This is a genomic window from Cronobacter condimenti 1330 (assembly GCF_001277255.1).
Lineage (GTDB): Bacteria > Pseudomonadota > Gammaproteobacteria > Enterobacterales > Enterobacteriaceae > Cronobacter > Cronobacter condimenti.
Genome location: NZ_CP012264.1, coordinates 2598097 through 2620341, shown reverse-complemented (window position 1 = coordinate 2620341; position 22245 = coordinate 2598097). Strand labels below are relative to the sequence as shown.

Below are 22245 nucleotides of genomic sequence, written 5' to 3'. Positions count from 1 at the left end.
CGGTAATCTCAAATTATGACAGATAGTTACCTGCACTATGCGATTTAATATCCCTACATTGCTGACGCTGTTTCGTGTCATTCTGATCCCGTTTTTCGTGCTGGCGTTCTATCTGCCTTTTCACTGGGCTCCTTTCCTGTGCGCTCTCATTTTCTGCCTCGCGGCGATCACCGACTGGTTTGACGGTTTTCTTGCGCGTCGCTGGAATCAAAGTACCCGCTTCGGTGCGTTTCTCGACCCGGTGGCAGATAAAGTGATGGTAGGTATTGCCATGGTACTGGTGGCAGAACACTACCACAGTTGGTGGATTACGCTGCCCGCGGCCACTATGATTGCGCGCGAAATTATCATCTCCGCGTTGCGTGAGTGGATGGCTGAGCTTGGTAAGCGCAGCAGCGTGGCGGTTTCCTGGATTGGTAAAGTGAAGACGACGGCGCAAATGCTGGCACTCATTGGTTTACTGTGGCGTCCGAACATGTGGATCGAGTACGCAGGCATTGCGCTCTTTTTCGTCGCCGCCGTGTTGACGTTCTGGTCGATGTTCCAGTATTTGAACGCTGCCCGTGGGGATTTGCTCGAACGTTGATCTATCCGGCGCAAAATTCAGCAAACGAATCATGTTGCCTGAAAATTTCGTTGACTCATTGCGTCAGGTAAGTAGAATGCAACGCATCGAACGGCGGCACGATTCGCCGGACGGTAAATAAATCAAGTAATTAGATTCGAGCGGTTAGCTTAAATTACTTCGATAAGCGGGAATAGCTCAGTTGGTAGAGCACGACCTTGCCAAGGTCGGGGTCGCGAGTTCGAGTCTCGTTTCCCGCTCCAAATTTTGGTATTAGATTCACTGTCTGATACCTGCCTGAAAAGGCAACGCAATTCTGGCGCGTTAACAAAGCGGTTATGTAGCGGATTGCAAATCCGCCTAGTCCGGTTCGACTCCGGAACGCGCCTCCACTTTCTTCCCGAGCCCGGGTGGTGAAATCGGTAGACACAAGGGATTTAAAATCCCTCGGCGTTCGCGCTGTGCGGGTTCAAGTCCCGCCCCGGGCACCATGGGAAACACAAGAATAATCAAAGCAATAAGCAGTGTCGTGCAAACCACCTTCGGGTGGTTTTTTATTTTCTAATGGTCTCTCAAACTGCTTTTACTGCTCACCGGCTAACGGCACCAGCGCAATCTAAAATAACGCGCTATATGTGTTCACGCTTCTCTTGCGAGTTCCAGTAACCAGCCTCAGTTGCGCAGTCAGTTAATAAGATGCACCCTCGCGCCCTATCATGGCGGGCTGAACCGTCATCAGCGGCGAACACACCATTGTGCCGTATAAGCTCCATATCTGGATGTGTACCTCCAAGGTGAAACTGCCCGCTCCCGACTTACTGCCGTCGCTGAACGGGATTATTTCATCCCTGGAAACAATCTAAACTAGCGCGGGCATGATTACTGGCCTGCAGCACTACATAACAAAACCGTGTGTTAACTGGCCATTACGACAGCGGGTCGACGGTTTATGGGTGGCAAATCATTTAATAAACCTGTGCTTTTCCAGCACACCTTTATCATCAAACAGGAAAAAGGCGGTTTCGCCGAGACCATTCTGACAAACCACACCATCAGCATTCGTTTTGTCAGTGATGCCCTGACAAGCCATATTACTAACGAAAGGTCTTACCTGGCATTTCAGCGTCCGACCATCTTCAATTTTCAGTGCACCGTTGCTACCACGTTCATCTTTAGCAGGAGCAGGGCATGGGCCATCGCCCCAGTTAATACCATGATGCTTCTGAAAAGCGGAACATCCCGAAAGCATGATTACGCCAGCCATGAGCGTAACAACATGTAGGTTCTTCACCTGACACTTCCTCTGTTATTCGTTCGAATTTGATGATTTCAAAAAGCGGCGAAGTACCAACATCACTATTACGTAAATAGGGGCATTGGTACCACAATGCTGCGGTATCGTTAATCACGTAAGCCATATCACCGCTCTCGCCCAAAAGCCTAATAAGACAGACTACTGGCTGTATCAGTGCTGGCAAGGGAATCAATGTCAAAATTTCGGCCAAACAACACCGATAGCGCAAAAAAAGAGCACTTTAAAAGCGTTACAGGTCATCGTTGGCTTTTGCACACGCAAAATATAAGACGTTATCGGCGCGTTCTGGCAGGGATTTCGCTCATTCAGGAGGTGAATTTTTGCCGAAGCAGGGGGAGTGCCTTTAGCAGCATAAGCGATGGACGACTTCTCTCATTAAAACCTGTTCTGATTAAAACAGGCGGCGCTCTCTGGAGCCTGACCAATCTTTCTTTTTTCACTGCAGGCACGGGCTGCCTGATGAGATAAAGCCCTACACAGCCGGAAAGTACATGCGCCTGGCAGGAATAGCGAGAGGCCTGGCACCGGAAAAGCTGATTTATGATCGTCGGGCGTGCTATCCGTTTGTAATAACCTGTTGTGCCGACGTGAGAGGGCCAGCAACGCGCATGACTGATGCGACATTTCTGGCCCTTTGAAGTCGATTTACTTAAAGCTTAAACGAGCTTACCCCACTCAGGAGTTTTGCCGCCTGCTGGCTAAGAGAATTTGCTGCAGAGGCCATTTGCTCTACCATCGAGGCGTTTTGCTGCAGGTTACCTTCCATGTTATTTACCGCGATATTCACCTGCTCAATGCCGTAGCTTTGTTCTTTTGATGAATTATTCACCTGATTAATCAGTTGGGTCGTTTCATCAACCACATGCAGGGCCTGATCCATACGTGATGTGACATTGGCGGCGGACACAACGCCTTTTTCAACGTTCTGGATGGCTTCTTCAATAAGCGTTCTGATATCTCTTGCGGCAACGGACGAGCGCTGTGATAAAGAACGCACTTCGCCTGCTACAACCGCAAAGCCTTTGCCTTGTTCGCCTGCGCGTGCAGCTTCAACGGCAGCGTTAAGGGCGAGTATATTGGTTTGAAATGCGATGCCATCAATAATATTGGTTATTTCGGCAATCTTATTAGACGAGGCCGATATGTCATTAATGGAGTTTTGCAGTGTGCTGAGCTCACGGTTACCGTCGTGTACGATTGACTGAACCTGACTAATGAAGTGATTAGCTTCTTTCGCATTATCCAGGTTCTGTTTCACTGTCGCAGACAACTCATTCATGCTTGCCGCAGTCTCTTCCAGAGAAGAGGCATGGGATTCTGTACGTGATGAGAGGTCATCATTACTTAGCGCAATTTCACTGGCCGCGGTATCCACTTCTGCGCTGGCCGCTTTAACGCCGGACAGGACTTCGTGTAGTTTAGACAGCAGGTGATTAAAGCTCGTAGCCGTTGACCCCAGTTCATCTTTTTTATCAAGATCAACACGCTGCGTTAAATCCAGATGTTCACCGATATGTTTCATGCTGCCTTGCAAAGTATTCAGGCCGTTTTTCAGGTAATTAAGAATGCTGTAAGACGACAGTGCGGTAATCACCACCGCGGTACAAATTATGCCAATCAGCAGCCAAAAAGTACTCAGGTACTGTTTGTTATTCTCCTGGGCAAAATTGGTTGCAATTTCATAGTTATAAGCAAGCATTTTTTTAATGCTATCGCTCAAGGCCACCGAGGCTGTAGCTGTTTCTCCCCCATCGGCAACCATGATCCTGGCAGCATCAACACCCTGCGTATTATAAATATCAACGGTCTTATTAACTTTCTCCAGATAGACGTTGAAACTTTGAAGCGTGGAATTTATTGCCTGCGTATCTTTCTCATCTGATGTCAGATGGGATTTATAATAATTTAATCCCTCCTGCGCCTTGCTTAAAAAGTCGCGAGCATTAGTCATATGCTTTTCAAACGCGGTTTTGTTCGTTGCGAGCAGGCCCATCAGTATTTGCCGTCTCGCTTCCTCACGATTTTGAGATATTTCGCCGATTTTATGGATGCTCGGCAGTGAGTTAGTTGCGACATAATCAAAGCGATCTTGCGCATGATACAGAGAATTTATGCTTAATATTCCAAGCATTAGTAGCGCAACGAGCGTAAAGCCGAAGATAATCGATAGTTTCTTTAAAATGGTCATGAGAAATCCCTGGTGTGGCGAAAATGAATCTTCCTCTTTTATCGACGCCCAAAGCTAAATCTTTATGTCGCCAGAAAAATGTTTCTATTTTTTGTATATTAATAAACAAATCAATAAGTAAGCCTGACTGGCAGGCGGGAATGACTAAGGAATATATTTCTTGAGGGGCTCGCGGGAAGGTGAAAATAGCAAAGCGGCAGTGATATGGAATTGATATATCAACAGGTTAAATGCAAAACCCATGTGGATGCCACAAAAAAGACAGATTTTCTGACAATACTGATTTTGTGACTTACCCTTGGTTTTTAAACGCGGCAGCTGGCTGGAAGACAGGCAACGTGTGCCTGAGGCCGGATATCAATATCCACCGATATAAAAGAGGAGAGATTTAGTGACAGAGATGTTCTTCGATAGCGGTTCTGCCCTGGCTCGCACGCTCATCATTGGCGTACTCGCTTACATTAATCTCATCATTTTGCTCCGTTTGTCTGGCCGCCGGACACTCTCCAAAATGAATGCCTTTGATCTGGTTATCACCGTCGCGCTGGGATCGACATATGCAACGGTTCTGCTTAACCGTAATGTATCCCTTGCTCAGGGGACGCTCGCGTTCACGCTATTGATAGCGCTTCAATATACGGTGACCTGGACAAGCGTCAGGGTGAGCTGGTTTCGCAAACTGGTCACCGGGGAACCCGCTTTATTGTTTTATCAGGGGCATTTTCTTCAACAGGCAATGCGCGCATCACGTGTGACTCAGGATGAAATTCGCGCGGCGGTTCGGGCGGGGGGAATCGCTCAACTGGAAGAGGTCGATGCCGTGGTGCTGGAAACTGACGGGAGTTTCAGTATTGTCAGGTCTGGCTCAAAGCGTGCTTCTGCGCTTTCTGGCGTCAACCTGCCTGACCGTAGTGATTAACGCCTGCCTCAGCCGTCTATTGGGCAGCTCAGCGGGCCTCGAAAGAGTGTCCGCGCATCGCTGCAATTCGAAGGCGCAGGGAAAGGCGCCGCGCAGAACAGAGCCTCAAAGTTGGTAGCTTGAAGACATACGCTTACGTCAAATAAGCTACGTTCAGGGAATTTTTTATAGGATTTCAGTATGTCACGGCTACATCACGTTAAATGGGGCGTAATGGCCACGCTTTCCGTTACGCTTCTTGTGGGATGTATTCCTTATCCAAGAGAAAGACCGGGCTATATTGATCTCTGTAAACGTCAATATGAGTTTAATGTCGACAGCCCGAACGGGAAGCAAGATATTATCCTGGAAACCTATCTCTACGATCACGCTATTCCCGGCAATTATATGCCGGAGAAACAAGGCAACTTTACTATCCCTTTTGTGCAAGGCCCAGAAGCACGGCCTGAATTTTATGTGCAGCTGATTGCTTATAATAAAGGCCGGCAACGTCCGTCCCGTACGGGAAGTAAAGGGACGCCGCCTGTCCCTGTCATGCTGGATACCCGTAAGGCTTATATCGATCTGGGCGACGGTAAACGCCTTCAGGCGCGACCTGAGATTTTTCTTGGGACAACAACATTCCCCTATGATTTTCCGGAAGATAACATGGCATACGCCAGGCCTTCTCCTTATGACATCAACAGTGATGAAGTGCATCGTAATGTACCGCGGATCACTAACAATGATGATTACGGTTCGGCGTACGTCGTTTTCAATATTTATAACAAAGATGCGAACGTAGCATGGACAATCCACGCTGGCGTACTTGAAGTGGAAGGACAAAAAATAACAATCCCACCATTTAAGTTATGTTATCAGCCAACATTAAAGTGGATCGGAATAGAACCCCTGATGCGTCCCTGATATGTGCGGAATAAAAGGAAAGAATGATGAGTTTCGAGCGGAAAAAAGCACACGCGCTTGCTTTGATGAAAAGTAAAAATCTGTGGCTAAGTAATTATGTTCCACCCCTGGTACATGGATTATGGAAATTAGGGATTAATATACCGCCTTTGCCTTTCGCTCCCGTGTGGCAAGTTATCATCATAATGGGGCTTGATTTCGGTATTATATGGGGAATATTTATGTGGTTTTGCGACTGGAGATCTCATGGCGTACAACCGTCCGAGGCGTTTGTACGGAGTCTTATGTATGGGGTTTTCTCGGGCGTAGCGTCAGCCGCGTTTCATCGATGGCGTAAACGCGTGCATAACCTGCCAGACTGGAAAGATCTGTAGTCGCCTGTGTATGTCGCAAGCCTATGCGGGTCTCTCACGCCCGGTTACTGTCATTTCCCTTAAGTCATTCTCATGATCATAGTCACATTCAGGCAATAAACTCTGACTGGTCTATATATCATGTATTCGCATTTGCGGTGAGCTGCTACCTTTAATTCGCACCCCATCATGGTGCTGCCCATTAGCTGCAATGAGTTTTCCTGGTCAGTGCAGCCCCAGGTTGAGCCATTCTGCACCTGACTCGCTCGGGGGAAAATCGTACATTGCGGAATAAGGGCCAGGTAAGGCCCAACCGGTCACACGCTAAGCCAGTCCATGAGGACTGGCTTTTTTTATCGCAATTATTGTCATCAAAAGCCACGTCTGAGCCTCGCGCATCGCATTCGTATCGTGTTCGCCAGTGCCCTGCCAGATTTCAGCGCTTACGCGCACTGGCTTAAATCGTTATGGTTTTTTAAACAGACAAGGAGAAGACGATGGAATACCTGCTTACTGATCAAGCCGACGAGGCGCTGAAAGCGCAAATTAAAAAACAGGTCAATGTGTATAACGCAGACCATATGCCGATGAATGCGCAAGAGGTGATTATCCGCGTAAACGATGCGCAGGGAAATCTGGTGGGCGGCCTTACCGGGCGCAGCGTCTGGGGCTGCCTGCATATCGATTTCTTGTGGGTGGATGAAACGCTGCGGGGGCAGGGGACGGGCGCTACGCTCATCGCCATGGCGGAAGATGAGGGGCGTAAGCGCGGCTGTAAACGCGTATTCGTCGACACGTTTAGCTTTCAGGCACCCGAATTTTACCGCAAGCAGGGTTATGAGGTTTACGGCGTGGCGCCGGATTATCTCAACAACCATACTCGCTTTTATCTCGGCAAGCCGTTGAGTCTTTAAGATGCATATTGAAAAGCGCGTCCGGATTGCTCTACCGGACGCGCGCGTTAATCAGCCCACTTCGCGCAGCACGCCTGCGCTAATCAGAAACTGAATCGCCACAATACTCAGACCACAAAGGAAGACGACAGCCAGCATCACCTTTCCGCCCGCAACCCGCCAGCCCGCTGAATGATGTTTGCGGCTCTGCCAGACGAGCAGGGAGGGCAGCAGCAGCGCCAGCACGGCCAGCGCCACGCCAGCATAGCCGAGCGCCATCACGAACCCCTGCGGATAAAAGAGCGCAAACGCCAGCGGTGGAATAAAGGTCAGCAGCCCGCTCTGCGCACGGCCGGCGAGCGTCCGACGGCGTTTAAACATATCCGCCAGATAGTCGAACAGCCCAAGGGACACGCCGAGAAATGAGGTGGCCAGCGCCAAATCCGCAAAGAGGTGCACCGCCAGTTCGACATGCGGCAAGGCAACGACATCGCGTACGGCCTGTAATAAACCATTCAATCCGGCATGGGTCGCGAGCAAGCCGATAAAGGTCGTGGAGGGAATGGTTCCAAGTGTTGCCAGTTGCCAGAAGAGATACGCGACCAGCGGTATCGCGCTGCCGGTGATAAAGATAACCCTCAGCTTACGCACGTCGCCTTTCATATAGCTCACCACGCTCGGTACGCTGCCGTGAAACCCAAAAGAAGTAAACATGACCGGCAGGGCAGAAAGCGCCAGCCCTTGCTCCAGCGGCATTGTCAGCAGATTCGCCTGATGAATGTGCGGCATCATCATCACCAGCATCACAACCAGAAAGACGATTTTCGCCGTAAACAGCAGCCGGTTGACGAGATCCACACTGTGCGTGCCAATACTGACGATAAGCCCGCCCACGAGGGTAAAGGCCAGCACGCCGGCCGCAGGCGTCAGGTGCAGCCCCGTCCACTGGCTAAGGCTTGATGCCAGCAACTCGCCTGCGCCGCTGATATAAGCCGCCGTAAGCGCATACATTAAAAACAACATGCTGAAGCCCGCAAGCCACTGCCCCGGTTTGCCCAGATAATGCAGCGCCAGTGTTCCAAGCCCTGTAGAAGCCGCGTGGTGCTGGTAGACCTCGACCAGCAGGAGCGCGGTATAACACATCAACGCCCACAATAAAAAGAGCAGGAGCGCCGTCACGCCAAAGCCGACGCCAGCCGCCGCCAGCGGCATAGCGAGCATTCCTGCGCCGATCGTTGTACCGGCGACGATAAAAATACTGCCAAGAGTGCGGTTCTTCACGCGGTGTGCTGTCCTGAAACGATTGCCAGAAAAGAATGCTGCGCAGGGTAAAGAATTCTGACCTTTTCGTCAAACTGGCGTTACGAAAGCTGTAATTTTATCTTTACGGGTTTCTGGCAGGCAGCAGGGTGCCTTTCCCGGAAAGGAGAGGCGCTAAATCACGTTAACAACGAAGATAAAAGAAGGGGCAGAATAAACTGAAGGGAAAGTAAAACCGGTAATGGCGAGCACCATTACCGTGGAAATATCAGGCCTGCGCGTCGAGGGTCGCCAGTTCTTTATCGATAAAGTAAAGGCCTTCACCGCTTTTACCTGCCAGGCTCAGTTTATCCAGTACCGATTTAAACAGTTTCTCTTCTTCGTGTTGTTCTGCAACGTACCATTGCAGGAAATTAAACGTTGGATAATCCTGAGTTGTCATCGCCACATGCGCCAGTGCATTAATCTGGCGGGTAATGAGCTGTTCATGTTCGTAGGTTGCCTGGAAAAGTGCATCCAGCGAGGCGTAGTCAGCAAACGGTGACGGCACCGCATTAATGCGCGGGAAACTGCCAGTATCGGTCAGATAGTTGAAAAGACGCTGCATATGCGTCATCTCTTCCTGCGCATGACGGCTTAAAAAGGCCGCCGCCCCTTCAAAGCTATGGTAGCTGCACCAGGCGCTCATCTGCTGATAAAGCAGAGAAGAATAGAGTTCAAGATTCATCTGCTCATTAAGTTTTTCAATCATATCTGGCTTCAGCATAGTCGCTCCGCAATAGGGGGGGTAATTATCGCTGCACTATAATTTGTTATTAAACTGTTTGCAAAACATAAAATAAAAAATATCCGGCGTTAATAATGCAAACAGGAATTAAAATCATTTATTAATGAAATGAGAATTATTATTGAGGGCGGGAAGACGCGAAATAAAAATCAGGTAAATATTAGCGGTGAGAATTTACGTAAAGCCGCGGGAAAATCTTCGGGAGCGCCGAAAAGAAAAAGCCACTGCGCGACGGCAGTGGCTGTAAAGCGCCATTACCAGCCGCTTGCGGCGTGGTTATTAATGGTGTAACCGCGGCACTGATACTCCAGCACGATGGAGTCGTTTAGGCACTGCGTGCCGGTAATGACGGAACAGGTTTTCACCGGCGCGCCATAGGCCTCGGCCACAGCATATCCCCAGTCCTGGCACTGGCGGTTCGCCATCGACTGCGCCACATAGTTATCCACCTTCGCATGTTGCAGGGGCTGTTCGCTGATCCCAAGCCTGACGGTGCCGGTAACTTTACTGCCGCCAACAATCTGTGGCGTTTTGGTAATGGTGCAACCGCCCAGCGCGAGCAGCGCGGTAATTAAAATGACCTTGCGCATCGGTTTTCTCACAAAGTTTGCCTTATTAGCATCATGCCACGGTCATGCCTTTTGCAATCGCCTGAAAAGCCGCCGGTTCACCCTGTTTTACGCGCCTTAGCAGGAAGGTAACGTTACGTTACTTTAAACATTTACTTAACTTTATTGTTTCATTGCTTAAGTTTGTCGTGCGCAGGCCGACAACTACGATACGGTAAGTCTTCATCTGTGACACAAAGAAGTACAGAGAGGACCGGGACAGATACCGTCATGATCCGCGCAGGGACGGCTTCTTAACACCGGGAATCGACTATGAACTTTATCCGTAATGTCAAAATCCGCGCGATGGTCGTGTGGGTCTTGTTGTTTTCCACTATCGCCTGGGTGGGGGTCTCTGGCGCGACCCTCTGGTTTCTACATCACCTGGAAAATAGTCTTAAACTGACGCCCGAGCAGGCGGGCTGGGTCGATACCGCCCAGTTTATGCTCAGCGCCTCTGTGGTGGGCAGCATTGCGCTCACTATCCTGATGGAACGCTACCTCTATTTCTGTCTGGTGCGCCCCGTTGAAATTATTCGCGAGCATCTGCATGTGCTGGCAGACGGCAACCTGGAAGTACAACTTCAGGATCTTGGCCGCAACTGCATCGGACTGATGGTGCCCTATATCCAGCGTATGCAGGATAACTGGGAAAAAACCGTCAGCGCCATTCGGGCAAGTGCCGAGACCATTCGCAGCCATTCGGGCGAAGTGTCAGGCGTTAACAATGAACTGTCTACCCGCTCCGAAGAGCAGGCCGCCGCGCTTGAACAGACCAGCTCCAGCATGGAGCAACTCAGCAGTACGGTGAAACTCAATGCGGAAAACGCAAGCCACGCCAGTACGCTTGCCCGCAACGCCACGCGTACAGCACAGACGGGCGGGGAGTCGGTGAAGCAGGTGATGGACACCATGTCACGCATCTCCAGCAGCTCCAGCAAAATTGTCGATATCACGACAGTCATTAACAGCATTGCGTTCCAGACCAACATCCTGGCGCTCAACGCGGCCGTAGAAGCGGCACGCGCAGGTGAGCAGGGCCGCGGTTTTGCGGTGGTAGCGGGGGAAGTTCGCAATCTTGCCAGCCGCAGTGCGCAGGCAGCGAAAGAGATTGAAACGCTGCTTAACGAATCGGTCAGCAACATCCAGACTGGTTCCGGGCAGGTGAAAAAAGCGGGCGAGGCGATGGACGATATCCTGAGCGCCGTACGCCAGGTCAATGACATCATGGGTGAAATCGCGAGCGCCTCTGGCGAGCAAAGCGATGGGATCACCCAGATTGGTCTTGCGGTAAAAGAGATGGATGCCGTTACGCAGCAAAACGTGCAACTGGTGCAGCAGTCGGTACTCGCCTCAAACGATCTGGAGCGTCAGGCCGGCCATCTGACCGAAGTCGTCGGGCTGTTCCGTCTGGCGGGGCATAATACTCGTGCGAAGCCTGCGCCCACGGCCGCGCTCGTACGTCCTGCGCCTGCAAGCGCCGCGTCGCCGAAGGTCGCCGTCGGGGAGACCAACTGGGAAACCTTCTGATAAACCGGGCATGAAAGAAAACTGTGAGCACCACTCTATTTTCTAAAACAATTTTTCATTTAATTTGAAAGTGCGTTTGGTGGATAGTATGGTTAGTTCACAGTTTGCTATTCATAGCCTTTTCAGGAGAGAACCCAATGAAAATTGCACTGATGATGGAAAACAGTCAGGCGGCCAAAAACGCTATCATCTATAAAGAGCTGAAAGCGGTGGCGGATGAGAAAGCGTTCCCGGTGTACAACGTCGGTATGAGCGATGAAAACGATCATCATCTGACCTACATCCACCTGGGGATTATGGCGAGCATCCTGCTGAATTCCAAAGCAGTGGATTTTGTGGTCACCGGCTGCGGCACCGGTCAGGGCGCGCTGATGTCCCTGAACATCCATCCGGGTGTGGTGTGCGGTTACTGCATCGATCCGGCGGACGCCTTCCTGTTCGCGCAAATCAACAACGGTAACGCGCTGGCGCTGCCTTTCGCGAAAGGCTTTGGCTGGGGCGCGGAGCTCAACGTACGCTTTATCTTTGAAAAAGCCTTTACCGGCCGTAATGGCGAGGGGTACCCGCCGGAGCGTAAAGAGCCGCAGGTGCGCAACGCCGGTATTCTCAACCAGGTCAAAGCAGCCGTAGTGAAAGAGAACTATCTCGACACGCTGCGCGCTATCGACCCGGAGCTGGTGAAAACCGCAGTGTCCGGCGAGCGTTTCCAGCAGTGCTTCTTCGACAACTGCCAGGATAAAGCCATCGAAGGGTTTGTCCGCGAGATCCTGGGTTAATCCCATCTTCTGAAAAAGCCAGCCTGCGGGCTGGCTTTTTTTATGCCTGTTTGCCGGATACGCTGCTGCCCGCGTGGGTGGCAAGCCTAAGCGTATCAACCATTCCCGCAAGACTTATCAGCGCTATCATCACGAATGCCAGCCGAAAGCTGACGCCCGGAATCCCGCCAGGCAACCAGGCGTCGCTTATCACCTCACCAAGCCGAATGCCGATTGCGCCGAGCGTCACGCCAAGCCCGACAGCAAGCTGTGTCGCGGTACTAAAGAGCGTATTGGCGTAACTCATCTCGTCGGAAGGCACGTCGGCAAACGCCAGCGTGCTAATGCCGGTGAACTGAATCGAGCGAAACACCCCGCCCAGAAAAAGAATCAGCAGAATAAGCCACACCGGCGTCCCGGGCGTCAGCAGGGCGCAGGCGAGGAGCGCCAGCACATTAAGCAGGCCGTTTATCAGCAATAGCGGTTTAAACCCAAGCCAGCGGATGAGCGGGGTGGTGGCGGGCTTGATGGTCAGGTTACCGGCAAATACCGCAAGCACCAGCAGGCCGGAGTGAAACGCGTCCATGCCGAAACCCACCTGAAAGAGCAGCGGTAATAAAAACGGCACCGCGCTTATCGAGGCGCGAAACAGCGAACCGCCATACATCGTGACGCGAAAGGTCGGCACCGACATGGCGCTAAGACGAATCATCGGAAATGGCGCACGACGAAAATGGCGCAGCGCAAAGATAAGCGCGCCGACACCCGCGAGCAGCAGCGCGCCCGCCAGCCAGCCGTTGGCATCCCGCGCGGCCAGCATTTCCATCGCGCACACCAGTGCCACCATCGCCAGTGCGGTTGCGATAAATCCCGGCATATCAAACGGGCGGCGGTCATCGTCGTGCTTATCCGGAATGAGGCGCCAGGCGAGCGCCATCGCCAGCAGACCGGCGGGCAGGTTGATAAAGAAGATCCAGCGCCAGTTGGCGTAGCTTGTGATAAATCCGCCAAGCGGCGGGCCGATGATCGGCGCAACCAGCGCAGGCCACGTCAGCGTGGCGATGGCGGTAATCAGCTGATGTTTCGGCGTGACGCGCAGCACCGCAAGCCGCCCGACTGGCACCATCAACGCGCCGCCTGCGCCCTGCAAGACGCGCATCAGCACAAACATCTCCAGCGAGTTGGCAAGCCCACACAGCACCGAGGCACCGGTGAAAATCCCCAGCGCCAGTGTAAACACCTTGCGCGCGCCGAAGCGGTCGGCAATCCAGCCGCTTGCCGGGATAAGCACGGCGAGCGTCAACAGGTAGGCGCTGATGCCGATATTCAGCGCAACGGCCTCAACGCCGAACGTCTGCGCCATGGTGGGTAGCGCGGTGGCGATCACCGTACCGTCGAGAAACTCCATAAAGAAGGCGCCTGCCACCAGCAGCGCGGCGGGAGACACGCCTCCCGCGCCTGGCTTCGCCATGTGTTGCCCCATGCCTGCTCCCTAAAAAATTTTTTTAAACTTTAACCAAAAGATGTAAGCGATAAGCGTCGGAAAAATCAGCATTTTATTAACATGCAGCTTAAAGTTGTTAACTAAATGGCGTGATTTTAATCACAAAATGGTTGATTTTTGTGACGCAAGTCATATTATTGGCCTACAGCAACCTGCTAACCATAATGAACAATATCGGAGCACCCATGAAACTGCGCAAAATCCTCAAAAGCATGTTTGAAAACTACTGCAAAACCTTCAAAGACGTTCCGCCGGGCGGGATGTTCTGATAAAAAAACCTGCCGCCTGGCAGGTTTTTTTTTGCCGGAATCTGACGTTATACGCTTCTTTAGCGCCTTCTCAAACTTCCGTTCTTTTTTTCTGAAATGGCAGTTTATTTTTAGCCGCTGCGCGCCATGTCGCATTCGACGGGCTTTGCCGTTACTATGTGCGGCTTCATGCTAAGGAGAACGCAATGTCACAATCCCTCACTGCCGAAGATGAACTGGTTTCCGATGTCGTCGCCTGCCAGTTGGTTATCAAACAGATCCTGGACGTTATCGACGTCATCGCGCCTGTGGAAGTGCGCGACAAAATGGCAAGCCAGCTTAAGAGCATCGATTTCTCCGGCCATCCTTCCGCCGATCCGGTGACGCTGCGCGCTATCCAGAAAGCGGTCGCGCTGATTGAGTTGCGCTTCACCCCGCAGAACGAAGCGCACTAAGAAAGCGGCCCTCCGGGGCCGTTTTCAGTTAAAAAATCCCATCCAGGCGCAGGCCAGAAGCCAGAGCGCCATCAGCCGCTGAAAACGCACCAGCGCTGTCGGGCTTTTAAAGACCCGATGCACACTGCTGCCAAGCCACGCCCAGGCGGCAAGACACAACAGTGAAATCACCAGAAAACCGCCCGCCTGAAAGAGAAGGGTAGCGATAGGGTTTGTCTGACGCGGGGCAAACACGGTTACTACTGCCATCGCCATCATCCAGGTTTTAGGGTTAATAAGCTGCAACGTCGCCGCGGCACGGGCACCAAAAGGCCGGGTAGCCTCACCTGCCAGTGAGACCGCGGGCGACCAGAACAGTTGCCAGCTCAGCACGCTCAGCCAGAGCGCGCCCGCAAGCGCCATCAGGCGCGACAGCCACGGCGCGTGACGCAACGCCTCACCAGGACCGACGCCGCACAGCAGCACAATGGCACACGAGGCAAAGCAGGCGCCCGCGACCGCAGGCAGCGTGGCGCGCGTGCCATAGCGCTGGCTGTTAGTGAGGATAAGAATGTTGGTCGGGCCTGGCGTAATCGAGGCCACAAAGGCAAAAAACAAAAAGGGCAGTTGTTGTGAAAGCAGGCTCATAGGATCTCCCGTTGTCTGAGCCGCTATCTTTGAATACTCAGCTGCCCGCGTCTGGAAGATTCGTGCACAGTCTGCGGTAGTGAGCGGGCGAGAGCCGGTAGGCGCGCTGAAACCAGCGCCCGAGATGACTCTGATCGGCAAAACCGAGCGCCGCCGCCACGTCAGCAGGCGTGGTGCCGCGTGCGAGCATTGCTCTTGCTCTGGCAAGACGCAGTTGCACCAGCCAGGCGTGGGGCGCCATCCCAAAGGCGTGTTTGAACGTGCGCGTGAGCGTAAAGCGGTCAGTGCCGAGCACCTGTGCCAGCTCCGCAAGCCCGATATTGTCGCCAATATGCGCATAGAGATAGTCACGGGCGCGCTCTGCCATAACCGCGTCGCGAATATCGCCCGGCAGCCGTTTACGCCACTGGCAGTGGCGTGTGAGCTGGCTCAGCAGATTATCCATCACGCCCTGCTGCACAATGCGCATCTCATCCTGATGCAGCGTGGTGAACGTCGTAGCGATGGACTGCGCCAGTGCAGGATCGCGGGCAATCGTCTGTGCAAAGCGCAGCTCGTAACTGTCCGGAAGCGCGGCGTACAGCCCGCCCAGGGTGCGGTGCAGCCATGCGGCATCCAGATAAAACGTCAGGTAGGTAAAACCGCCAGCAAGCGGCGCATCGCCGTCGTGAGTTTCCCCGGGTTCGAGTAAAAACGCTGCGCCCGGCGTGCTCTGGTGACGCTCCCGGCGACAGTGAAATTGTTGAGTGCCGGAGAGCGTCATGCCCACCAGATAACTGTCATGCCAGTGCGGATCGTACGCGTGGCCTTCAAAATGGGCGCGAATGGTTTCGATGCCGGTATCAGCATGCTGACGTAATTCAATCCAGTCTTTTGCCATAGCGTCTCCTGGGAAAGGAAACCCTAGCATAACGAATATTTAACAAAAATCTGGAAGATTTGTGCATGCGGCCCGCAGACCGCCCGTTCAGAAAGACGGTCAGAAGAATAACTGCACCAGCAGATAGCTGGCGGCGCAGGCGCAACTTACACCAATCAGGCCTGGCAAGATAAAGCTGTGGTTTAAAATGAATTTGCCGATGCGGGTGGTGCCGGAGCGGTCAAAACCGATACACGCCAGATCGCTTGGGTAGGTGGGCAGCACGAAATACCCATAGGAGGCCGGGAAAAACGCCACCAGCATTTTTGGCTCGACGCCCAGCATCAACCCCATCGGCGCGACGGCGGTCAGCGCTGCCGCCTGGCTGTTAACCAGCTTGGAGACCAAAAACAGCACCAGCGCATACGTCCACGGATGGCTTTTCACCACGCCTTCCAGCGCCATTTTCAGCTCTTCGAGATGGGCCTGAAAAAACGTGTCACTCATCCACGCCACGCCGAACACCGAGAAAATCGCCACCATCCCGGCCTTAAACACCGCACCGCTGGAAATTGACGCGGCATTCACCTTGCAGACGACCAGCATTACGGCGCCCGCAATCAGCATCATCATCTGGATAACCAGATTCATAGAGAGCGGTGCGATTTTACCTTTGACCTCAAATGCCGGACGCAGAGCAGGCAGCGCGCCGAGCAGCACCACCAGCAAAATAGCCGCGAAGAAAATCCAGGTGGACCACCAGGCGTGTTTATCAAAGCGCTGATTCATCAACGTATCAGTGCCGCCGTAAATAAATTCGCGCTGTTTCGGGTCGCGAATGCGCGCCTGGAAGGCCTCGTCGTCATCGAGATTTTTGCCGCGCCGCAGGCTCCAGAGCGCGGCAATCAACACGCCAAAGAGCGAAGCAGGAACAGACACGGCGAGGATCTCAAGAATACTCCACGCCTCCCCGACGCCATGCTGTGCCCCAAGGATGGAGACCAGCGACACCACCGCCACCGACACCGGCGAGGCCGTAATCGCCATTTGCGAGGCAACCGAGGCCACGGCCATCGGGCGCTCCGGACGAATATTTTTCTTAAGTGCGATATCCGCGATGATAGGGAACATGGTGTACACCACATGCCCGGTGCCGCACAGAAAGGTCAGCGTCCAGGTGGTGAGCGGGGCGAGCAGCGTGATGTGTTGCGGATGACGCCGCAACAGCCGTTCGGCGAACTGCATCATCACGTTAAGACCGCCTGCGGTTTGCAGCGTCGCGGCGCAGCCTATTACCGCAAGGATGGTCAGCATCACGTCCACCGGCGGCTTGCCCGGTTCCAGCCCAAAGATAAAGGTTAAAAGAAACAGTCCGATGCCGCTGATTAAGCCAAGCCCCATCCCGCCGAAGCGGGTGCCAGCCAGCAGACACAAAATAATGACAATAAATTCGAGGGTGATCATAAGGCTCCTGCCACACAAAGTTGGGTGAATCGCTTAAGCATTACAAATTGTGCGGTTAATCATTGCGAGCCAGATCAGTTTTATAAAAACCTAACAAAAACAATACATTGTTAACTTTTATTTAACGCAGTGGACCCGGTAAGAAGCAGGGCAAGTAATACGCAGGCAAAACGAAAGCGCCCTCAGGTGAGGGCGCGGGGCATCAGGGATAAAGGGGAGGAAAATTAAAGCGCGTGTTCCATCATGCCCAGCAGACGCTGGTCGGCCTCTTCGGCGCCCAGTCCTGCTTTGCGCGCGTGATGAAGCTCCTGAAGGATGGTGTCCAGCAACGCCTCATCCTGGCGTAGCTCCTGCTCGAAATCGCCGAGCATGGCGAGTGTCGCCTCGTCGCGGGCGGCCTGCGCCTCGCTCATCAGCCGCGCCAGCGCAGCATGTCGGCCAGTCAGTTCTTCCTGCATCTGGCGGAAAATCGCCTCAAGGCTTGAGCAATCAGGTTTCACCGATTTAAGGCCGCTAACCACAGGGTTTGCGCCCGTTTCTTTCAGATAATCGAATAACCGCATCATCTGGGTCACGTTATGCTGCGCCTGCTGGCGTAACACGGTCGCGCTGCCGTTCAGGCTTTGCTGCGCGCACCAGTCGCTGTAATACAGACACAGGTTTGATGCGTAAAATTCCTGATTCATTTGTGCGTTCAGTTTTTGTACCACGCCGATTGGAGCTATATTCATATCCTTTTGAGTGGGTGAAAAGGGAGCGGTTGTCGGTCGCGACAGAGTGCGCTTCCGGCCTGCCCTTTCCCGGCTGGCCGCCACTCATCAACCGCAATAAAGAAGCGTGCTTTATCGTTCCCTGATGTATTAAGCCTGGTATAAATGAGGCTTTTTTCCAGTCCCGGCGTTTCTTTTCTGAAACGTGACGCAGCGCTGAATTTATAATGAAACAATGTTTCATTATTGTTTTGGCCCGATGCGGCAGGTACTTAATGCAGTGAGAACGTTACAGACAAAAGGAGCGAAAAATGAAAAAAGCGGCGGTGCTGCTGGCACCCGGATTTGAAGAGGGAGAAGCCATTGTCACTATCGATATATTACGACGGCTGAACATTGAGGTCGAAACACTCGCCTGTGCCGATACACGCGCCGTGGAAAGTTACCACGGGATCCCCATGGTGGCCGACGCGCGACTCGCGGAGCGTCCTGATACGCTCTACGATGCGGTGGTGTTGCCGGGCGGCCCGCAGGGCAGTGTGAATCTGGCGGCGAATGCGCAGGTCATCGCGTTTGTCGCGCGTCATGATGAGGCCCAAAAGCTCATCTGCCCGATTTGCTCGGCAGCCGCCCGCGTGCTCGCCGCTAATGGATTACTGAAAGGCCGCCGCTATGTCTGCTCGGGTGAGCTGTGGCAGACGGTCACGGACGGCGAATATGTTGATGCGCCGGTCGTCGAAGATGGCAATCTTATCAGCGGGAAAGGGCTGGGGCGGGTTTTTGATTTTGCGCTGACTGTTGCCGCGCGCTTAACCGGCGATGAAGATGCCGCCCGCGATCACGCCGACCACATCTATTACCCCTGGTAAAGCAGACTTACGGCACGGGCTATACTTACCTGACGTTCGCAACAAGGAGGAAAGTATGACCCTATCGTGTGAAACGCTTTATCTGCGCGAGTCTTGCGGCGGCGTGCCTAATAATACGCTGCCGGTGCTGCTCTACCGGCAGGTGCTCCCTGGCGAGGCCGACGACGCGGCAGTCTGGTTTGAGCAACGCTTCGGCGAGCATGACTGGCCCGCGCGCTGGCGTTACCCGGTCTTCACCTATACCCACTTTCATTCCAATACCCATGAAGTGCTCGGCATCTATGAAGGCCACGCGCAAATCCAGCTTGGCGGCGAAGAGGGCCCGGTGGTGACGCTGCATACGGGCGACGCAGTGCTGATCCCGGCGGGCGTCGGGCATAAGCAAATCGATGCCAGCGCCGACTTCATGGCCGTTGGTGCCTACCCGGACGGGTATTCCCCCGATAAATTCCTCGATGAGCCTGCGCAACTGGCGCAAACACGCGCGAATGTTATCCGTGTGGCGACGCCCACGCGCGATCCACTCTTCGGCACCGACAGCGGTCTTGTCACGCACTGGTAGCCTTCAGGGATTCTCCGGCTGGGCTTATGGAGATATCTGCTAAGCCCGCTTTCAATCATCATACATATCGGGTCAGATTTATGCCCGATTATGCTGTATTTATGTACGCAATCACTGTAATTCCATGATGTGATTTCGCTCTCCTATGGAGAATTAATTTCCCGCTAAAACTATCTCCAGCGTTAGCCACTTCCGGGAGGGAATGGCTAATACGTTGTTTTCTGTCCGATTAAAAGAACCTTTCAGGTTTTTACCCTGCATAAAAGAAAGCTAAAGCTGGAGATAACCATGCACAAATTTACTAAAGCGCTGGCAGCCATCGGTCTCGCCGCCGTTATGTCACAATCCGCTATCGCAGAAACCATGAAGCTTGGTTTTCTGGTGAAACAGCCTGAAGAACCGTGGTTCCAGACCGAATGGAAATTCGCTGATAAAGCCGGTAAGGACCTGGGTTTTGAGGTGATCAAAATCGCGGTGCCGGACGGTGAAAAAACCCTGAACGCTATCGACAGCCTCGCGGCGAGCGGTGCGAAAGGGTTTGTTATCTGTACGCCAGACCCGAAACTCGGCTCGGCGATTGTTGCGAAAGCGCGCGGTTACGACATGAAAGTCATTGCAGTCGATGACCAGTTCGTAACGGCCAAAGGCAAGCCGATGGAAACCGTACCGCTGGTGATGATGGCGGCGACCAAAATCGGTGAGCGTCAGGGCCAGGAGCTTTATAAAGAGATGCAAAAACGCGGCTGGGATGTCAAAGAGACCGGCGTAATGGCTATCACCGCCGATGAGCTCGACACCGCGCGCCGCCGCACTTCAGGTTCCATGGACGCGCTGAAAGCCGCGGGCTTCCCGGAAAAACAGATCTATAAAGTCCCGACCAAATCTAATGACATCCCCGGCGCGTTCGACGCCGCCAACTCCATGCTTGTTCAGCATCCGGAAGTCAAACACTGGCTGGTGGTTGGCATGAACGACAACACCGTGCTGGGCGGCGTGCGCGCGACAGAAGGGCAGGGCTTTAAAGCGGCTGACGTTATCGGCATTGGCATCAACGGCGTCGATGCGATTAGCGAGCTTTCCAAAGCGCAGGCCACCGGCTTCTACGGCTCCCTGCTGCCAAGCCCGGACGTACACGGCTATAAATCCAGCGAAATGCTCTACAACTGGGTCACCAAAGGCGCCGAGCCGCCGAAGTTCACCGAAGTCACCGACGTGGTGTTGATCACCCGCGACAACTTTAAAGAGGAACTGGCGAAAAAAGGTCTTGGCGGCAAGTAATGGGCGATTTATCGCGGTTCGGGCGCGTTTACGCGCCCGCTTTTTGAGTGGCCCGGAGGTTTCATGCAGACATCTTCCCCCTATCTCTCGTTTCGCGGCATCGGGAAAACCTTTCCCGGCGTGAAGGCGCTTACCGATATCAGCTTCGACTGCCACGCAGGCCAGGTTCATGCGCTGATGGGTGAAAACGGCGCCGGTAAATCGACGCTGCTGAAAATTCTCAGCGGCAACTATGCGCCGACCACCGGCTCGATCGCCATTAAAGGCGAAGAGGTCACCTTTAGCGACACAACGGCGGCGCTGAACGCGGGCGTTGCCATCATCTACCAGGAGCTGCATCTGGTGCCGGAGATGAGCGTCGCGGAAAACATCTATTTGGGCCAGATCCCCCACAAGGCCGGGATAGTCAATCGTTCGCTGCTCAACTATGAGGCAAAAATCCAGCTGGAACATCTCGGGCTCGATATCGATCCGCAGACCCCGCTGAAATATCTCTCCATCGGTCAGTGGCAGATGGTGGAAATTGCCAAAGCGCTGGCGCGTAACGCCAAAATCATTGCGTTCGATGAGCCGACCAGTTCGCTCTCCGCGCGTGAAATCGAGCATCTGTTTCGTGTCATTCGTGAGTTGCGCAAAGAAGGGCGCGTGATCCTGTACGTCTCACACCGCATGGAGGAGATTTTTGCCTTAAGCGATGCCATTACCGTGTTCAAAGATGGTCGCTATGTGCGCACCTTCACGGATATGCAGCAGGTCAATCACGACAGCCTCGTGCAGGCGATGGTCGGGCGCGATCTGGGTGATATCTACGGCTGGCAGCCGCGTGAATATGGCCCCGAACGTCTGCGTCTTGACGCCGTTAAAGCGCCGGGCGTGCGCGCGCCGGTGAGTCTTAGCGTCAGAAGCGGTGAAATCGTCGGCCTGTTCGGGCTGGTGGGCGCCGGGCGCAGCGAATTAATGAAAGGCATGTTTGGCGGCACGCGCATCACCAGCGGTCAGGTGCTGATCGACGGCGAACCAGTCGCGATTCGCGCGCCGGGCGATGCTATCCGCGCGGGCATGATGCTCTGTCCGGAAGATCGCAAAGCCGACGGCATCATCCCGGTACACTCCGTGCAGGACAACATCAACATCAGCGCGCGGCGCAAGCACATCAGCGCCGGTTGCCTTATCAACAACGGCTGGGAGCAGGATAACGCCCGCCATCATATTCGCTCGCTGAATATCAAAACCCCCGGCGCTGAGCAGCTGATTATGAATCTTTCGGGCGGCAACCAGCAGAAGGCTATTCTCGGCCGCTGGCTGTCGGAGGAGATGAAAGTGATCCTGCTTGATGAGCCGACCCGCGGGATTGATGTCGGGGCGAAACATGAAATCTATAACGTTATCTACGCGCTGGCGGCGCAGGGGGTGGCGGTGCTGTTCGCCTCAAGCGATCTGCCGGAAGTGCTTGGCGTGGCCGACCGCATTCTTGTTATGCGTGAAGGTGAAATCGCCGGTGAATTACTGCACGAGGAGGCCAGCGAATCTACGGCGCTCAGCCTCGCTATGCCCAAAACCAGCCAGGCTGTCGCTTAAGTAAGGAGAAAT

General features: G+C 53.5%; 23 protein-coding genes and 3 tRNA genes. 16 read left to right on the top strand and 10 right to left on the bottom strand.

Annotated elements, in window-relative coordinates:
- The first annotated feature begins 37 nt into the window (after positions 1 to 37).
- The 4 genes from pgsA (at position 38) to AFK62_RS11925 (ending at position 1056) form a co-directional block, all read left to right on the top strand.
- The gene (gene pgsA, locus AFK62_RS11940) at positions 38 to 586 is read left to right on the top strand and encodes a CDP-diacylglycerol--glycerol-3-phosphate 3-phosphatidyltransferase (protein WP_032984157.1); all 549 of its coding nucleotides are present in this window, start codon (positions 38 to 40) and stop codon (positions 584 to 586) included.
- A gap of 166 nt (positions 587 to 752) precedes the next feature.
- Positions 753 to 828: transfer RNA gene (locus AFK62_RS11935), tRNA-Gly, on the top strand.
- Positions 829 to 883: 55 nt separating this feature from the next.
- Positions 884 to 957: transfer RNA gene (locus AFK62_RS11930), tRNA-Cys, on the top strand.
- 12 nt (positions 958 to 969) lie between these two features.
- Positions 970 to 1056, top strand: a tRNA-Leu gene (locus AFK62_RS11925).
- A 470-nt stretch (positions 1057 to 1526) separates the two neighbouring features.
- Here AFK62_RS11925 and AFK62_RS21310 read toward each other — a convergent pair.
- Positions 1527 to 1856: a hypothetical protein gene (locus AFK62_RS21310; protein ID WP_129232613.1), complete on the bottom strand. Its 330-nt coding sequence runs from the start codon at positions 1854 to 1856 to the stop codon at positions 1527 to 1529.
- Between the two features lie 673 nt (positions 1857 to 2529).
- Positions 2530 to 4068, bottom strand: a complete 1539-nt coding sequence (locus AFK62_RS11915; RefSeq protein ID WP_032984743.1) for a methyl-accepting chemotaxis protein — start codon at positions 4066 to 4068, stop codon at positions 2530 to 2532.
- A 400-nt stretch (positions 4069 to 4468) separates the two neighbouring features.
- Between AFK62_RS11915 and AFK62_RS11910 the strand changes: the two genes are divergently transcribed.
- The 4 genes from AFK62_RS11910 (at position 4469) to AFK62_RS11895 (ending at position 7160) form a co-directional block, all read left to right on the top strand.
- Complete coding sequence (locus AFK62_RS11910; protein ID WP_032984747.1) at positions 4469 to 4987, top strand: DUF421 domain-containing protein; 519 nt, start codon at positions 4469 to 4471, stop codon at positions 4985 to 4987.
- 213 nt (positions 4988 to 5200) lie between these two features.
- Positions 5201 to 5893: a hypothetical protein gene (locus AFK62_RS22865; RefSeq protein ID WP_235509455.1), complete on the top strand. Its 693-nt coding sequence runs from the start codon at positions 5201 to 5203 to the stop codon at positions 5891 to 5893.
- Between the two features lie 23 nt (positions 5894 to 5916).
- Positions 5917 to 6267 carry a DUF6404 family protein gene (locus AFK62_RS22860; protein ID WP_407641219.1) on the top strand — a complete coding sequence of 117 codons (351 nt, stop codon included), beginning with the start codon at positions 5917 to 5919 and terminating at the stop codon, positions 6265 to 6267.
- Positions 6268 to 6743: 476 nt separating this feature from the next.
- Complete coding sequence (locus AFK62_RS11895; RefSeq protein ID WP_007678100.1) at positions 6744 to 7160, top strand: GNAT family N-acetyltransferase; 417 nt, start codon at positions 6744 to 6746, stop codon at positions 7158 to 7160.
- A 51-nt stretch (positions 7161 to 7211) separates the two neighbouring features.
- On the opposite strand, the gene tyrP is transcribed toward AFK62_RS11895, so the two are convergent.
- The 3 genes from tyrP to yecR all read right to left on the bottom strand — a co-directional run bounded on the left by tyrP (position 7212) and on the right by yecR (position 9788).
- Entirely contained in the window at positions 7212 to 8420 is a 1209-nt protein-coding gene (gene tyrP / locus AFK62_RS11890) for a tyrosine transporter TyrP (protein WP_007678098.1), read from the bottom strand.
- A gap of 247 nt (positions 8421 to 8667) precedes the next feature.
- Positions 8668 to 9165, bottom strand: a complete 498-nt coding sequence (gene ftnA, locus AFK62_RS11885; RefSeq protein ID WP_007678096.1) for a non-heme ferritin — start codon at positions 9163 to 9165, stop codon at positions 8668 to 8670.
- A 275-nt stretch (positions 9166 to 9440) separates the two neighbouring features.
- Entirely contained in the window at positions 9441 to 9788 is a 348-nt protein-coding gene (gene yecR, locus AFK62_RS11880; protein ID WP_007678093.1) for a YecR family lipoprotein, read from the bottom strand.
- Positions 9789 to 10067: 279 nt separating this feature from the next.
- On the opposite strand from yecR, the gene AFK62_RS11875 reads away from it, so the two are divergent.
- Together AFK62_RS11875 and AFK62_RS11870 are read left to right on the top strand one after the other, a co-directional pair.
- Positions 10068 to 11324: a methyl-accepting chemotaxis protein gene (locus AFK62_RS11875; RefSeq protein ID WP_007678090.1), complete on the top strand. Its 1257-nt coding sequence runs from the start codon at positions 10068 to 10070 to the stop codon at positions 11322 to 11324.
- A 137-nt stretch (positions 11325 to 11461) separates the two neighbouring features.
- On the top strand, positions 11462 to 12100 hold the full coding sequence (locus tag AFK62_RS11870; protein WP_053531930.1) for an RpiB/LacA/LacB family sugar-phosphate isomerase: 639 nt from the start codon (positions 11462 to 11464) through the stop codon (positions 12098 to 12100).
- Between the two features lie 40 nt (positions 12101 to 12140).
- Here the strand turns inward: AFK62_RS11870 and AFK62_RS11865 are convergent, their stop codons facing one another.
- Positions 12141 to 13562: an MFS transporter gene (locus AFK62_RS11865; RefSeq protein WP_007678084.1), complete on the bottom strand. Its 1422-nt coding sequence runs from the start codon at positions 13560 to 13562 to the stop codon at positions 12141 to 12143.
- Positions 13563 to 13768: 206 nt separating this feature from the next.
- Between AFK62_RS11865 and azuC the strand changes: the two genes are divergently transcribed.
- The gene (gene azuC / locus AFK62_RS22225) at positions 13769 to 13852 is read left to right on the top strand and encodes a stress response protein AzuC (RefSeq protein WP_004136622.1); all 84 of its coding nucleotides are present in this window, start codon (positions 13769 to 13771) and stop codon (positions 13850 to 13852) included.
- 185 nt (positions 13853 to 14037) lie between these two features.
- Complete coding sequence (locus AFK62_RS11860) at positions 14038 to 14286, top strand: DUF2766 family protein (RefSeq protein WP_004387991.1); 249 nt, start codon at positions 14038 to 14040, stop codon at positions 14284 to 14286.
- Between the two features lie 24 nt (positions 14287 to 14310).
- On the opposite strand, the gene AFK62_RS11855 is transcribed toward AFK62_RS11860, so the two are convergent.
- The 4 genes from AFK62_RS11855 to AFK62_RS11840 all read right to left on the bottom strand — a co-directional run bounded on the left by AFK62_RS11855 (position 14311) and on the right by AFK62_RS11840 (position 17961).
- A complete protein-coding gene (locus AFK62_RS11855; protein ID WP_007678075.1) occupies positions 14311 to 14913 on the bottom strand; it encodes a LysE family translocator in 603 nt (200 codons plus the stop codon).
- 37 nt (positions 14914 to 14950) lie between these two features.
- Complete coding sequence (locus AFK62_RS11850) at positions 14951 to 15793, bottom strand: AraC family transcriptional regulator (protein ID WP_007678071.1); 843 nt, start codon at positions 15791 to 15793, stop codon at positions 14951 to 14953.
- Positions 15794 to 15892: 99 nt separating this feature from the next.
- Complete coding sequence (locus AFK62_RS11845; RefSeq protein WP_053531929.1) at positions 15893 to 17236, bottom strand: anaerobic C4-dicarboxylate transporter; 1344 nt, start codon at positions 17234 to 17236, stop codon at positions 15893 to 15895.
- 224 nt (positions 17237 to 17460) lie between these two features.
- Positions 17461 to 17961 (bottom strand): non-heme ferritin-like protein, encoded by a 501-nt coding sequence (locus tag AFK62_RS11840; protein WP_032984746.1) that lies wholly within the window; start codon positions 17959 to 17961, stop codon positions 17461 to 17463.
- Between the two features lie 296 nt (positions 17962 to 18257).
- On the opposite strand from AFK62_RS11840, the gene AFK62_RS11835 reads away from it, so the two are divergent.
- From AFK62_RS11835 to araG, 4 genes are all read left to right on the top strand, one after another.
- Complete coding sequence (locus tag AFK62_RS11835; RefSeq protein ID WP_053531928.1) at positions 18258 to 18815, top strand: DJ-1 family glyoxalase III; 558 nt, start codon at positions 18258 to 18260, stop codon at positions 18813 to 18815.
- Positions 18816 to 18870: 55 nt separating this feature from the next.
- Positions 18871 to 19377, top strand: a complete 507-nt coding sequence (locus AFK62_RS11830) for a cupin domain-containing protein (RefSeq protein WP_007678064.1) — start codon at positions 18871 to 18873, stop codon at positions 19375 to 19377.
- 288 nt (positions 19378 to 19665) lie between these two features.
- Positions 19666 to 20655 carry an arabinose ABC transporter substrate-binding protein AraF gene (araF, locus tag AFK62_RS11825; protein ID WP_007678050.1) on the top strand — a complete coding sequence of 330 codons (990 nt, stop codon included), beginning with the start codon at positions 19666 to 19668 and terminating at the stop codon, positions 20653 to 20655.
- Positions 20656 to 20718: 63 nt separating this feature from the next.
- Positions 20719 to 22233, top strand: a complete 1515-nt coding sequence (araG, locus tag AFK62_RS11820) for an L-arabinose ABC transporter ATP-binding protein AraG (RefSeq protein WP_007678048.1) — start codon at positions 20719 to 20721, stop codon at positions 22231 to 22233.
- Positions 22234 to 22245: the final 12 nt, after the last annotated feature.

What these genes read in the sequence shown, in the direction of transcription:
- pgsA (WP_032984157.1), top strand. Translation starts at nt 38, where the DNA reads ATGCGATTTAATATCCCTACATTGCTGACGCTGTTTCGTGTCATTCTG.
- AFK62_RS11915 (WP_032984743.1), bottom strand. Translation starts at nt 4,068, where the DNA reads ATGACCATTTTAAAGAAACTATCGATTATCTTCGGCTTTACGCTCGTT.
- AFK62_RS11910 (WP_032984747.1), top strand. Translation starts at nt 4,469, where the DNA reads ATGTTCTTCGATAGCGGTTCTGCCCTGGCTCGCACGCTCATCATTGGC.
- AFK62_RS22865 (WP_235509455.1), top strand. Translation starts at nt 5,201, where the DNA reads ATGGCCACGCTTTCCGTTACGCTTCTTGTGGGATGTATTCCTTATCCA.
- AFK62_RS22860 (WP_407641219.1), top strand. Translation starts at nt 5,917, where the DNA reads ATGATGAGTTTCGAGCGGAAAAAAGCACACGCGCTTGCTTTGATGAAA.
- AFK62_RS11895 (WP_007678100.1), top strand. Translation starts at nt 6,744, where the DNA reads ATGGAATACCTGCTTACTGATCAAGCCGACGAGGCGCTGAAAGCGCAA.
- ftnA (WP_007678096.1), bottom strand. Translation starts at nt 9,165, where the DNA reads ATGCTGAAGCCAGATATGATTGAAAAACTTAATGAGCAGATGAATCTT.
- AFK62_RS11875 (WP_007678090.1), top strand. Translation starts at nt 10,068, where the DNA reads ATGAACTTTATCCGTAATGTCAAAATCCGCGCGATGGTCGTGTGGGTC.
- AFK62_RS11870 (WP_053531930.1), top strand. Translation starts at nt 11,462, where the DNA reads ATGAAAATTGCACTGATGATGGAAAACAGTCAGGCGGCCAAAAACGCT.
- AFK62_RS11865 (WP_007678084.1), bottom strand. Translation starts at nt 13,562, where the DNA reads ATGGGGCAACACATGGCGAAGCCAGGCGCGGGAGGCGTGTCTCCCGCC.
- azuC (WP_004136622.1), top strand. Translation starts at nt 13,769, where the DNA reads ATGAAACTGCGCAAAATCCTCAAAAGCATGTTTGAAAACTACTGCAAA.
- AFK62_RS11860 (WP_004387991.1), top strand. Translation starts at nt 14,038, where the DNA reads ATGTCACAATCCCTCACTGCCGAAGATGAACTGGTTTCCGATGTCGTC.
- AFK62_RS11855 (WP_007678075.1), bottom strand. Translation starts at nt 14,913, where the DNA reads ATGAGCCTGCTTTCACAACAACTGCCCTTTTTGTTTTTTGCCTTTGTG.
- AFK62_RS11850 (WP_007678071.1), bottom strand. Translation starts at nt 15,793, where the DNA reads ATGGCAAAAGACTGGATTGAATTACGTCAGCATGCTGATACCGGCATC.
- AFK62_RS11845 (WP_053531929.1), bottom strand. Translation starts at nt 17,236, where the DNA reads ATGATCACCCTCGAATTTATTGTCATTATTTTGTGTCTGCTGGCTGGC.
- AFK62_RS11835 (WP_053531928.1), top strand. Translation starts at nt 18,258, where the DNA reads ATGAAAAAAGCGGCGGTGCTGCTGGCACCCGGATTTGAAGAGGGAGAA.
- AFK62_RS11830 (WP_007678064.1), top strand. Translation starts at nt 18,871, where the DNA reads ATGACCCTATCGTGTGAAACGCTTTATCTGCGCGAGTCTTGCGGCGGC.
- araF (WP_007678050.1), top strand. Translation starts at nt 19,666, where the DNA reads ATGCACAAATTTACTAAAGCGCTGGCAGCCATCGGTCTCGCCGCCGTT.
- araG (WP_007678048.1), top strand. Translation starts at nt 20,719, where the DNA reads ATGCAGACATCTTCCCCCTATCTCTCGTTTCGCGGCATCGGGAAAACC.